The organism is Romboutsia faecis, assembly GCF_014323405.1.
In the GTDB taxonomy this organism is placed as follows: domain Bacteria; phylum Bacillota; class Clostridia; order Peptostreptococcales; family Peptostreptococcaceae; genus Romboutsia_E; species Romboutsia_E faecis.
This window is the reverse complement of the sequence record NZ_JACRWE010000005.1, coordinates 25,971-39,491: the sequence shown is the minus strand read 5'-3', so window position 1 is coordinate 39,491 and position 13,521 is coordinate 25,971. Positions and strand designations below refer to the sequence as shown.

General features: G+C 27.3%; 15 protein-coding genes. 1 reads left to right on the top strand and 14 read right to left on the bottom strand.

Annotation, left to right across the window (positions count from 1 at the left end):
• Positions 1 to 4: 4 nt before the first annotated feature.
• From H8923_RS11675 to H8923_RS11640, 8 genes are all read right to left on the bottom strand, one after another.
• On the bottom strand, positions 5 to 667 hold the full coding sequence (locus tag H8923_RS11675) for a potassium channel family protein (RefSeq protein WP_153971954.1): 663 nt from the start codon (positions 665 to 667) through the stop codon (positions 5 to 7).
• Positions 668 to 1,171, bottom strand: coding sequence for a potassium channel family protein (locus tag H8923_RS11670; protein WP_153971955.1), 504 nt, complete (start codon positions 1,169 to 1,171; stop codon positions 668 to 670).
• 152 nt (positions 1,172 to 1,323) lie between these two features.
• Positions 1,324 to 2,025: a response regulator gene (locus H8923_RS11665; protein WP_153971956.1), complete on the bottom strand. Its 702-nt coding sequence runs from the start codon at positions 2,023 to 2,025 to the stop codon at positions 1,324 to 1,326.
• 3 nt (positions 2,026 to 2,028) lie between these two features.
• Complete coding sequence (locus tag H8923_RS11660; protein WP_153971957.1) at positions 2,029 to 3,600, bottom strand: DUF4118 domain-containing protein; 1,572 nt, start codon at positions 3,598 to 3,600, stop codon at positions 2,029 to 2,031.
• A gap of 142 nt (positions 3,601 to 3,742) precedes the next feature.
• Positions 3,743 to 4,132, bottom strand: coding sequence for a hypothetical protein (locus H8923_RS11655; RefSeq protein WP_153971958.1), 390 nt, complete (start codon positions 4,130 to 4,132; stop codon positions 3,743 to 3,745).
• Between the two features lie 331 nt (positions 4,133 to 4,463).
• Entirely contained in the window at positions 4,464 to 5,285 is an 822-nt protein-coding gene (locus H8923_RS11650) for an HAD family hydrolase (RefSeq protein WP_153971959.1), read from the bottom strand.
• 146 nt (positions 5,286 to 5,431) lie between these two features.
• Positions 5,432 to 6,790 (bottom strand): 23S rRNA (uracil(1939)-C(5))-methyltransferase RlmD, encoded by a 1,359-nt coding sequence (gene rlmD / locus H8923_RS11645; protein WP_187127932.1) that lies wholly within the window; start codon positions 6,788 to 6,790, stop codon positions 5,432 to 5,434.
• Positions 6,791 to 6,824: 34 nt separating this feature from the next.
• Positions 6,825 to 7,547 (bottom strand): pseudouridine synthase, encoded by a 723-nt coding sequence (locus tag H8923_RS11640; RefSeq protein WP_153971960.1) that lies wholly within the window; start codon positions 7,545 to 7,547, stop codon positions 6,825 to 6,827.
• Between the two features lie 193 nt (positions 7,548 to 7,740).
• Between H8923_RS11640 and fba the strand changes: the two genes are divergently transcribed.
• Entirely contained in the window at positions 7,741 to 8,604 is an 864-nt protein-coding gene (gene fba / locus H8923_RS11635) for a class II fructose-1,6-bisphosphate aldolase (RefSeq protein WP_153971961.1), read from the top strand.
• A 188-nt stretch (positions 8,605 to 8,792) separates the two neighbouring features.
• On the opposite strand, the gene H8923_RS11630 is transcribed toward fba, so the two are convergent.
• From H8923_RS11630 to H8923_RS11605, 6 genes are all read right to left on the bottom strand, one after another.
• Complete coding sequence (locus H8923_RS11630) at positions 8,793 to 9,278, bottom strand: hypothetical protein (RefSeq protein WP_187127931.1); 486 nt, start codon at positions 9,276 to 9,278, stop codon at positions 8,793 to 8,795.
• A 24-nt stretch (positions 9,279 to 9,302) separates the two neighbouring features.
• A complete protein-coding gene (locus tag H8923_RS11625) occupies positions 9,303 to 9,863 on the bottom strand; it encodes a 5' nucleotidase, NT5C type (protein WP_153971962.1) in 561 nt (186 codons plus the stop codon).
• 143 nt (positions 9,864 to 10,006) lie between these two features.
• Positions 10,007 to 10,855: a hypothetical protein gene (locus H8923_RS11620; RefSeq protein WP_153971963.1), complete on the bottom strand. Its 849-nt coding sequence runs from the start codon at positions 10,853 to 10,855 to the stop codon at positions 10,007 to 10,009.
• 84 nt (positions 10,856 to 10,939) lie between these two features.
• Positions 10,940 to 11,632: a metallophosphoesterase gene (locus H8923_RS11615; protein ID WP_153971964.1), complete on the bottom strand. Its 693-nt coding sequence runs from the start codon at positions 11,630 to 11,632 to the stop codon at positions 10,940 to 10,942.
• 119 nt (positions 11,633 to 11,751) lie between these two features.
• Entirely contained in the window at positions 11,752 to 12,552 is an 801-nt protein-coding gene (locus tag H8923_RS11610; protein ID WP_153971965.1) for a GTP pyrophosphokinase, read from the bottom strand.
• Between the two features lie 36 nt (positions 12,553 to 12,588).
• A complete protein-coding gene (locus tag H8923_RS11605; RefSeq protein WP_153971966.1) occupies positions 12,589 to 13,515 on the bottom strand; it encodes an MBL fold metallo-hydrolase in 927 nt (308 codons plus the stop codon).
• Between the last annotated feature and the right edge of the window lie 6 nt (positions 13,516 to 13,521).

Below are 13,521 nucleotides of genomic sequence, written 5' to 3'. Positions count from 1 at the left end.
AGCATTACCCTCTTATATTTAATTCTCTTATCATATCATTATGAACAGTAACATCATATAGTATTATAAGCTTATCATCTGAATTTATTTTTGTGTTTCCATTTGGGATAATACTATTTAAACCTCTAATTATACATCCAATTATTGATTTTGTTGGTAAGTTTATATCCTTTATATACTTATTACATAAAGATGATTCTTCATTTACTATTACTTCTAATATATTAACTTTCCCATTTTCAATAGGCATAAATTTATATATATCATTTATAGTAGCCATCTGCTCTATAATATCTGAAACGATATAAGTTGCACTTATGGCTCCATCTATACCTAAATTTTTAAATACATCTACATTTTTAGGATTAGTTACTGTAGCAAAACTTTTCTTTACATTGTATATCTTCTTGGCTAATTGACATATAACTAGATTTGTTGCATCTTTTGATGTCATAGCTATAACTACATCGGCATGCTGAATACCTGCATCTTCTAAAATATATCTTTTCCCTCCATCTCCATGGATTATAGAGCATTCATATTTTTCACTTAATTCATTACAGTACTCATAATCTTTATTTATAATAGAAGTTGTATATTTCTTATCTAATAAAGACTTTAATAAAAATTCAGCTTTTTTTCTTCCTCCTATAATTATAATATTCATCTAATATGCACCTACTCTTCTTATTAAACTTTTCTTATTATTTGCTTTTTTTATATTCATAAATTCTTTATCCCTATCTGAATTATTATTCATTTCAAGCAATTTATCAAATTCATTTATAGTTAGAGTAGTAGGTCTAATTATCTTTATATCAAGCCCATCATAGACAACTTCTTTTTCATTATCATACAACCTAGTAATAACTGTATTTACATTTAATATATTCTTAGCTATTAAAGAAATCATAATATTTACATCATCATCATTAGTTGCAGCAACTAACATAGTAGCCCTATCTATACCATTTTCCATTAGTATATCTATATCTGTAGCATCTCCAATCATCTTAAATCCACTATAATTTGGTGATAGTTTCCTAAATGAATTTTCATTTATGTCTATTATAACTACATCTTTTCCACTTAATGATAATTCTGTAGCTATATTTGTACCAAATCTGCTACACCCTGCAATAATCACATATTCAGAATTAAATTTTTTCATTATATATCACTCATCTCCTAAACTTTTCTTCATATTATTTATGTTTAGTTTATTAGATTTGGTATAAATTTTGTGTTAAGATAATTGGATCTATATAAAGATTTTGTTAACATACATTAAATTAATATATACATTTAATAAAATATTTATATTTATTCATCGACAAGTTTATATCCTACGCCTACTTCCGTTTTTATATACTCTGGTTGTGCAGGATTTTTTTCTATTTTTCTTCTTATGCTCGCCATAAAAACTCTAAGTGATTGTGTTTCTGTATCTAAGTGTCCTCCCCAGATTTTATTTATAATAAATCTATGAGTTAATACTTTCCCTGAATTTTTAGATAATAACTCAAGCAACTTAAACTCTATAGGTGTTAAATGAACTGACTTTCCATCTACACTTACTTCATGTTTTTCAAAGTTTATCTTTAGTCCTCTAACTTCAAAAATTTTCATATCTTCAACTCCTATAGCATTCATTTCACTTTTGTGCCTTAGAGATACTCTAATTCTTGCTAATAATTCTGGGACACTAAAAGGTTTTGTTAAGTAATCATCAGCTCCTGTATCTAAAGCATATACTTTTTCCCTTTCATGTCCTCTCGCCGATACCACAATAATCTTTGCTTCACTTACTTCCCTTATTTTACTAATTACATCAATACCATCCATATCTGGGAGGCCTAAATCCAAAATTATTATATCTGGATTCATAGAATAAACTAATGTTATTGCATTACTTCCATCAGATGATTCTATACACTCATATCCTTGTGTTTCAAGTGATACCCTTATAAATTTTCTTATTGGCTTTTCATCTTCTACTATTAATATTTGTGGTTTTAAACTCATATTCTATTCCTCCTCACAAGGTATTTTAAATCTAAATGTAGCTCCACCTAATTTATTATTAAAGGCTTCAATTTCCCCATCATGGGCTTCTATAATAGATTTACAAATAGAAAGCCCTAAGCCTATTCCTCTTTTTTCTAATGACTTTCTATTAGTTTTAGAGTAGAATCTATCAAATATATGATCAATGTCATCACCTTTTAATCCCTCTCCGTTATCTTCAACTTCAAAATATACATAGTTTTCTATTTTCATAACCTTTACTTTTATTTCGGAATTATCTGGAGTATATCTCATTGCATTATCAATTAAATTTATAATAACTTGCTCAATTAATAAACCATCCACATTAATAATAATTACATTATCTGGAATATCCACAATAATATTATGTTTATCTGAAAACTTTTTAACTATGAATATAGATTCTTCTACGATTTCTTCTACTACTTCTAGATTCTTCTTGATTTCTAATCTGCCCTCATCAACTTTGGTTATACTTATAATATTTTCAACAGATCTAGCTAACCAACTTGCATCTTCATATATATTTTTTAAAAGTTCCTTTTTTATATCTTCATCTACATACTTATAATTTTCTAATATTGTTGAAGATGAACCTATTATGCTTGTTAAAGGAGTTCTTAAATCATGCGAAATTGATCTTAGTAAATTACTTCTTAACCTCTCTGTTTCAGCATCTAAGTTTGCTTTTTTTGTTTTTTCAAATAAATCCTCTCTTTCAATTGCTAGTGCAACTTGATTAGAGACAGATTTTAATAGTATCTTTTCATTTTCAGTTAGTCCTACACTGTCAATACAAGATATACCTATAACTCCTAGAGTATTTTTATGTCCTTTTATAGGAAAATTAAATGTTTTTGCATTTTGATAAAGATCTGTTCCACATCCAATTTCTTCTCCTAAATTGAAACATTCTTTTAATGCACATTTCTCTAATGGTGATTGGAATATCCCATTTGCATCTTCATTGTCAAATATCTCTACAACTATTTTCTTTAAATTCTCATCATTATCTACGATTGCTGTAGCTACGGACCTATTTAATATATCAACTAAACTAGAATTACATATTTCCACTATTTCATCTTTATTTTTAGCTTTAAGCAAATTCTTATTATTTTCGTATAATAACCTTATCCTTTGTTCTCTCATATTTGATAACTTGATTTCTCTTTTTATTTTAGACGTCAAAGTACTAGTTATCAATGCTGAAATTAGCATAATAAAAAAGGTAATAGGGTAGTCTGCTCTGTATGCTATAAAAGTATAATATGGCTCTGTAAAAAAGAAATTAAATGATAAAACGCCTACTATAGATGTAGATATTCCATATATATATCCATCTGTCTTAATAGCTGAAAACAATACTCCTAGTATAAATACTAAAATAATACTAGATTCATTTAATTCAAACGCTTTAAAAAACAACCCTATTAGAGTTGCCATTGACATTATAAAAATAATTGTTATTAAATTTTTCAGTATTTTATTTTTGATAAATTTATGGTTATTATTACCAGAAATATCCTCTTTTGAATTATCTGGAATCATTGTATTAATCCTCCTTAATTAAACTATTTTATTAAATTATAGAATCAAATTAATTAAAATACAACATACCTTAAATAATATATACAATAAAAAACACCAATTAAAATAAAATTATCTAAACTTTATTTTAATTGGTGATTCATTATCTTTTTAATAACCTACCTATATTTCTTTTGTCGTATACTAATTTATACAAATTATATTCTTCGTTGTAAATCTTATTTCCATAATCTATATCTTCTAATTTAAATATATATTGAAAAGAAGTAACTCTTTGTAAATTCTTATCCGCTGCCTTATATGTTTGATCTAATGCATAAGAGGCTCTATAATGTTTTCTAGCTAAATCTAAATCTCCTTGTAACTCATACATAATACCTAGTAAGTTATGACCTTCAGGAAAAGAATCTTCTTCCATCATCATATTATATATATGTTCTTTAGCCAATTCATAATTATATTTTTTTAAGCAATCAATGGCTTCTTTTTCTTCAACTTCATAAGAGTTTACTTTATATTCAAATGCTAACATAATCAACACTCCCTTGTAACTGTATTTTATACTTACTATTTTACGAATTTCTACATAAATATGGTATTAAGATAGTTATCAAAGGATAAAGATTTTGTTAATATTATCTCTCTTCATAAAACTTTTTTAATAAAAGTTTATATAATTTACTCAAATATAAAAAACTCCATCATATATTGATAGAACGGATTTTCCGTATTTCCATCCAATTTGTTTAGTGTTTACTACTAAACTTATCTTTAAGTATAGCAATAAAAGGTTCCATTTATTAAATATTTCCTTGATAAACTCTCATCAATCTTGGCTACCTTTATTGAGCTAAATTTAATTACTATTCCTTATTACAGGGTCTCCTATTTAATTTTAACAAATAATTATTCAATGTATCTACTACTCCATCTTCATCGTTAGATTTGGCTTCATAATTACATATTTCCTTTAACTTGGGATGTGCATTCGCCATTGCATAACTATGTTTACATTCTTGCATCATTTCATAGTCATTTAAATAATCTCCAAATGCCATACACTCATCATAAGTAATTTCATATATTTCTTGTAACTTCTTTATTGCATTACCTTTATTAATATCTAAATTCATAAAGTCAACCCAATTTTCACCTGATAAACAAACTAATAATTTATCATTGAATTTCTCTAATAATGGATAACTATTAGTTTCAGCTCCATTCCCATCAAATACAGCTATTTTACATATTTTATCTTTTTTTATTACTTCTAGTATATTCGGTACTACTTCTAAGCGCTCATAGTACATCCTTGCATTATGAAGAAACTCTGAATTATCATCTTCTACATATGCAGATTTTTCCCCACATAATATTGGATATGCATTATCTATGTTACGAATAACTTCTACTGGCTCAATTAATTTTTCCTCTTCTATTTCACTTATAAAAATATTCTCTTCACCTTCAAATACAATAGAACCATTATCACTTATAAATATCAAATCATCTTTTATTTCTTCAAAAATTTTTAATAAATTATAATACTGTCTTCCACTTGCTATTGCAACCTTTATACCTTTATCTCTTAACTTATTTACTGTATTAAATAAATTTGGAGATAACTCCTTTTTGCTATTTAGTAAAGTTCCATCCATATCTGCTGCTACTAGCTTAATCATCATTTAATTCCCCCCTTGCAGTCATAATATATTTTAAAATATTTACTATTACATTATAATTTAATTTATTGAAGTAAGCATCTATTCAAGATAAATAAAAATGGCTAAACATAATTTGTTTAGCCATTTTTTATATGTTTAATAATTTCTTAGTTAACTTTTTTTAATTTTACTATAGTCTCTACATGAGGAGTATTAGGGAACATGTCCATGCACTTAACCTTTTCAACCTCATACCCGTACTTTTTAAATTCAACTAAATCTAATACCAAAGTTTTTGGGTTACAAGAAATATAAACTATTTCTTTTGCTCCAAATCCTGATATATCTCTTATAGCATCTTTGTGAACACCCGGTCTTGGTGGATCAACTATTATTAAATCAGGTTTAACTTTGAAATTTTTAACAGTTTTTGCAACATCTCCTGCTACGAATTCACAGTTTGTTAACCCATTTAATTTTGCATTATTGTTAGCTGCAACAACTGCCTCTTCTATTAATTCTATTCCGTATACCTTTTTAGCAGCTCCTGCCATAACTTGACCTATTGTTCCTGTTCCACTATATAAGTCAAATACTACTTTATTCTCATGATCTCCTACAAAATCTCTAGCTATTGAGTAAAGTTTCTCTGCTCCCTTAGTATTTGTTTGGAAGAATGAGAATGGAGATATTGTAAATTTAAGTCCTAATAATTCTTCATTTATATAATCTCTACCGTGTAATACTCTTAATTCATCACATTGAACTGCATCTGCAAGTCCATCATTTATAGTGTGTAATATACTTACTATCTCTGCTTGTGTTTCAAGATTTAATAACATTTCTTTATACTCTGTCATATCGAAATCTTCTTGAGATGAAGTAACTATATTAACCATTAATTCATTAGTGTTTATACCTTTTCTAACAACAAGGTTTCTTAAATATCCTTTATGACTCATACATCTATAATAAGGTAATTTCTTTTCATCAAAATATTCAACCGTAGAAGTTAACACCTTTATGAAATCTTGATCTACTAAGTAACATCCATCAACAGTTAGTATATCTATGTGTCTCCCTTTTTTATGAAGACCTAGCGTAAGAGGACCATCCTTCATTTCATCACCAAAAGTATATTCCATCTTATTTCTATAAAGTCTATCCTGAGGACTTCCTTCTATTCCTAAAAATTGGAATCCAAATATATCTTGGTTTAAGAATAAGTCCATAACTTGTCTTTCTTTTATTTCAAGTTGCTTTTCATATGGTACAGATAGTATAGTACATCCACCACAGATTCCAAAATGTTTACATGGATTAGCTGTTTCTATTGGAGACTTTTCTAATATTTCTAACATTTTAACTTCTGCTTTTTTGCTTCTAGCTTTTTTTACTGCTGCCTTAACTTTTTGCCCACTTATTCCGCCCTTCATATGGATTTCCTTGTTACCTAACATACTAACAGTAGTCCCACCGAACTCCATCTTATCTACTTCAAATTCAATTATGTCTTTTCTCTTCACGATACTTCCTCCGTTACATCTATATATTTTAAAACTATCTTTCTTCTATTAGTTTTATTTCTTCTTCAGTTAACTCTCTATATTCTCCTAACGCTAAACTTTCATCTAATTTTAATTTACCCATAGAAAGCCTTTTTAAGTATACTACTTTTTTACCTACACTCTCAAACATTCTTTTAACTTGGTGAAATTTTCCTTCATGTATAGTAAGTTCTATTTCTGACTCTTCTCCACTCTTTAGTATTTTTAATTGTGAAGACATTGTTTCATATCCATCATCAAGAGTTACACCTTTTTCAAAAGCATCTATATCTTCTTCGGTTACTACTCCATCTATTTTAGCATAATACGTCTTAGGTACGTGTTTTTTTGGAGATAAAACTCTATGAGAAAGCTGTCCATCATTAGTAAGTACTAGCAAACCTTCTGTATCCTTATCTAGTCTTCCAACTGGAAATGGTTCAAATACCAAATATGATGGATCTATTAAATCTAAAACAATAGGGTCTCTTTTATCAAATGTCGCACTTATATATCCATCAGGTTTATTCATCATTATATATACGAATTCTCTATATGTGATTTTTTCACCATTAAATAATATTTCATCTTTCTCAGGATCTACCTGAAGTCCTGGATTAGATACAGTTTGCCCATTGACTACTATACTCCCATATTTACAATATCTTTTTATTTCCGCTCTACTTCCACAACCTATGTTTGAAAGTATTTTATCAATACGTTGTTTTTTAGCCATTTATAATATTACCTTCCTTTAAGTAAGTTTTTTCATGGTTTATAATAATATTTTTAACAGATATTAATTTATAGATATTATTATACTTTTAATTTGAAGTTATTACAATTTACTATATACCTTTTTTTATTTTAAAGATATAATAAAGAAGATGGGTAAATTTTATAAATTTTGTTTTTATGGAGGTTTAACTATGTTAGTTTCTGCTAAAGAAATGTTAATTAAGGCTAGAGAAGGGAAATATGCTGTAGGTCAATTCAATATAAATAACTTAGAGTGGACTAAAGCAATATTATTAACAGCACAAGAAAATAATTCACCAGTTATATTAGGTGTATCTGAAGGTGCTGGAAAATACATGGGTGGCTATAAGACTGTAGTTGGAATGGTTAATGGATTATTAGAAGGATTAAATATAACAGTTCCAGTGGCTCTTCACTTAGATCATGGTAGCTACGATGGAGCATTAAAGGTAATAGAAGCAGGATTCTCTTCTGTTATGTTCGACGGTTCTCACTACTCTATAGAAGAAAATATATCTAAAACAAAAGAAATAATAGAAATAGCAAATGCTAAAGGAATCTCTGTAGAAGCAGAAGTTGGTTCTATAGGCGGAGAAGAAGATGGTGTTGTTGGTGCTGGTGAAATAGCAGATCCAGCTGAGTGTAAGCAAATAGCTGACTTAGGTGTAGATATGTTAGCTGCTGGTATAGGAAATATCCATGGTAAATATCCAGAAAACTGGGCAGGATTAAACTTTGATGCATTAGCTGCTATAAATAATGCTACAGGAGATATGCCATTAGTATTACACGGTGGTACTGGTATACCTGAGGAAATGATAAAAGAAGCTATATCTTTAGGAGTTTCTAAAATAAATGTTAATACTGAGTGTCAGTTAGTATTCGCTGAAGCTACTCGTAAGTACATAGAAGAAGGTAAAGATTTACAAGGTAAAGGATTTGACCCTCGTAAATTATTAGCTCCAGGATTTGAAGCTATAAAAACTTGCGTTAAAGAAAAAATGGAATTATTCGGTTCAATAAACAAAGCTTAATTCTTAATAATAAATTAAAAGACTATAATGAACTTATTTTAAGTTTATTATAGTCTTTTTTACTCCTACTCTATTTCGTATAAAAATAAATGATTAACCTTAATATAGATGTTAAGAAGTAGAAAATATAAATTTATATTTCCATCCAGATCTTCGTCACTAGTAATTATATTAAAATAGCTCTATTTTTAACTATAAAATTTTGAGGCACCTACTAATTGTCTTTTAGCTACTATTTTAGCTAAATTAGTTAATGATGCTATTTTTATATCTTCAAAACTTACTACAAATACAAATTTGAAGTCTGTAAAACCTTCATCTATATTATATACATCAAAGAAGCATCTAATATTATCGACTAAATAAATCTCTTGTAATTCAGCTTCGATTTCATCTGTTGCGTCTTTTAGATATACTCTTACATCTTCAAATATTACATTGAAGTACGATTCATCTAAGTTTTCTCCCATTTCTTCAAGCAATTCTTCTACATCTTCCATTGCAAATATTTCTTCAGATAATTGGCAGTCAAAAGCCATTATATTGTCTTGATTTATTGTATTGGATATATCTTGAACATACTCAAAATCTGGTCGTAACTTTAAAATATCCATTACATCCTTGCTATTTACATTAAAGTTTCCTTTTCTGTTTTTTAATTTTAACTCTATCACTATATCGCCTCCCCCATTATAAATTTAATAATGACTCTCTATTAATTCTTTAATTTGTTTCCAATCCTTTACTCTGGTTATTCTCTCATGCTCAGTATCTTTGTTATAATTTGCGTCCATTAATATAACATTTATACCAGCTTCAGCAATTTGTACAGCATTAGAAGGATTATCTTCTATAAATAAATTACAATTTAATTCTTTTGCTTTTTCTATTTTATAATCACTACCTAGTAAATATACCTCAATATCAGAAAAACCATTTTTATTTAACCAATTAGTTGTAATTCCTGTTAAAGATTCACTTCTAGCTGTAACAAAATATAAATTATTCCTTTCATATAATTCTTTTATTATATCTCTTGCACCTTCTATAACCTCTGCTTCTTCATAGGCGTTCATATATTCATTATGAAACTTATTTAATATATCTTCTATATCTTCACCGTATAATTTTGTCCAGTCAAGAGTTGTACATTCATCTTTTGTTAAATTTTTATTATACATATTATTTAAATATGGAATAAAATGGTACGGACTAGTTATTGTCCCATCTATATCAATACATATATTTAAATTACTCATAAGCCCCTCCATTAATGTTTTAATGTTTAATAGTTAGAAATTATAGCATATATTAAATTATAAATCAAAATATATAATCTAAGTATATGTATATAATACCAAAAAGCTTGCCATCTAAGGCAAGCTTTTTAAGAATTTTCCATTTAATTTTCATCTATTTTAGTTTTTAAATCCTTTACTCTTTCTTTGAAACTAGCAATCTGATTATCTGATAGCTTTAAGTATTCTGTTATCTTTCCTATGTACTTAGGATTTTTTGTATCCAAAAGCTTTATTGCACTTTCCATAGCTTTCTTTCTTAATTCATATGCTTTTTTAACATCATCTCTTGCATTACTTAATACTATTTCATACTCCTCATTAGAAAGTTTCGGTATCTCCATTGTGCTATATATATCAATAACATCATTACACATTTCCTCTGCATATACGATATCATCTCTTATTTCTGAAATTTTGCTCAAGTTTTTTGCTATATCCTTAGTATAAGGAATACAATCTCTCATAGGAAGTAATGCTACTTTTTCTATATCATATATATCTTGTTTGAACTCATCAAGTTTCTCTAAATCAGATTCTTTGTTACTTTTTATTTTTTCTTTTACAGTCTCTTTTTCTGTTTCTTTTTCTTCTATATTTAGTACAGGATTGTCTACATTTTTATCCTTAGACTGTTTATTACTTTGATTTGAACTTTCACTTTCTACATTACTGCTTCCTATATTTTCTTTGTTATGTTTATTCTTTTTATCTTTTTCAAAATTTGAAACGTACTTATCTTTATATCTTTGGTCAAAAGCATAATTTTGATAATATAATGCTTCTTCAATCTTGTTGAGTCCACTCATATAAATATTACTTATTACTATGGTTGTTGCAAGTACAGTATATATGCTTCCATACATACAAGCCTTTTTAAAATTTTTATTATTTCTAAATAATACTATAAGGGGTATAAGATATAAAAATATGAATACTAATATCCATCTCATATATTAATTCTCCTTTTCATATAAATAAAACTTATATTTCCCCCATTTCAATACTTTTTATATTATTTACATTTAAATAGTTTATTAATCCAAAATTTTAATTAAATCAAAATCTAAGTAATCACAAGAAGCTAGTATATATTCCACTCCATTTCTAATACCTTTTAGTCCCATCTTAAAAGATTCTCTTCCATGTAAATGTCCATATATAACTTTTTCAACTTTATACTCTTCATATAACCTTGTAAAAATAGATTCTTCTAATTTATCATTAGTAGGTGGATAATGCGTAACAACCATTATTTTTTCATATCCACTCTTTCTAGCTGCTTCTAAAGATATCCTTATTCTATTTTCTTCTCTTTTGTAAATTTGTTCATCTTTAGAATCAAACTTAACATCGTTAGGGCAAATCCATCCTCTTCCTCCACAAATAGCATACTCACCATATTCATAGAAGTTGGTTTGCATAAACTTACAATTATCATATAATTTATTTAAATTTGTAACAGTGGTCCACCAATAATCATGGTTTCCCTTTACAAAATACTTTTGTCCTGGAAGTTCACTTATTATATCTAAGTCAGACTTAGCCTCTTCTAAGTTTATCCCCCAAGATGTATCTCCTAATACCAATACAGTATCTTCTGGCTTTACTTTAAGTTTCCAACTATCAATTATTTTTTCTTCATGATTATCCCAATTATTCCCAAATACATTCATTGGTTTATTTACAGATGTTGAAAAATGTAAATCTCCTATTGCATATAAACTCATATCTAATTCCTCTCTTTTTACATCTTAAATTACATTATTTCCTATATATATCTATATAAAACTTTATTTTTCATAAAAGTCAAAGAAGCTACCTCAAAATTACTTGAGACAGCTCCCCTTTACTTCTTAGTTCTAGTGTCTTTATACACTTCTAATAAATCATCTATTTCTCTTTTTAATTTTATTATTTCAGTTATATCTTCTTCATTATCTATTTTATCTAGTCGTCTTTGATAAATTATTGCCTTATGAGTATCTCCTAAATTGTATAGCTCTTGAATTTTATTCAATACATCTCTAACTGTTACAGTTTTTACTTGATACATCACTTGAGCTTTCATAATATCCTCTCTTATCTCACTCATCTCTTGATCTAGTAAGAATGCAGCATCTGCAGCTCTTCTTAATCTCACGGCTAAGTCTTCGGGGATATAGTGCTCATATTTATATTTTAAAGAATGCTCTATCGTTGCCCAAAAGTTCATTGCTAATGTTCTTATTTGTATTTCACATAAAATTTCCTTTGACCCAGCTATAGAATTTATCGGATATTTTATAATAACATGATAACTTCTATATCCGCTATCTTTAAAATTCTCTATATAATCTTTTTCATACACAATGGTCATATCGCTTCTAAGTTTAATTAATTCTACTATAGTATATATATCCTCTACAAACTGGCACATTATTCTTATCCCAGCTATATCTTCCATATCTCTTTCAATATCATGTATATCAAGTCTTTTAGCCTTTGAAATAATTGAGGCTATTTTCTTAGTTCTTCCTGTAACAAACTCAATAGGAGAATATTCTCCCTTAGTTAGAAACTCTTTTCTTATATTTTTGAATTTTACTTTTAATTCTTCTACAGCATGTTCATAAGGAGCCAATACTTCATCCCATCTTTCATATTCCATCTTGCTCACCCTTTGTTTCTATTTTTACAGTCATACTTATTTTATCATAATTTGATTTTTTTGGATATAATAAAGCAGCTCTCCGTCCTTTAATATATACTTAATTTCATCCAAATCACATAAATAACTTATCACTGACATTAAAGAGCTCTTATAAAAATAAAACTCTTTATAATTGTAGCTTAAATTATTTTTTATTATTATATTTTTTAATAACTGTTCTAATCCTATAGGTTCATTTAGCTCTATTCTAATTTGACTAATATACTTATTTATAGCTTTCTCATGCATTTTAATTAATTCTTCACTATCTTCTTTTGATATTATATTTTTACCATGCCCCAATACTATATATTCAAAATCTATGTTTCTAATTTTTTTTAGACTATTTAAATACTCTTCTATATCAAAAATAAATAAAAAATCATATTTATTAAGCATATCCTTATTTACTAGCAAATCTCCTACAAATAATATTTTATCATTAGTCATAATGCCTATACTGCCAGGAGTATGACCTTTAAACTCTATTACCTGAAATATTTCTCTATTTAATATTACCTTACCTTCGTCTAGAGTATCATCTACTTTTAGATTATCTAAAGATTCATTTTTTAGACCTTTATTAAAAAAATTATTAGCTCTTCCTCCAACTATGTATTTAGAAAATAATTCTGGATTATCTATATATATCTTTGCATACTTAGATGATAGTACCTTTATATCCTTATTTTCTAACTTGAATTGATTACATGAACCATAGTGATCATCATGTTCATGAGTGTTTACTATAAATTTTAAGCTAATATTATTATTTGCTAGAATTTTCATAATCCTTTTAGGTCTTAACCCTGATAGCCCTGGATCTATCATAACTGCTGTATGATCTTCAAATAAATATATACCTGTGTTAGTTCCTCCCTTTATATAAAAGGTATTTCCCTTTATATTTATCAATTCCATAATTTC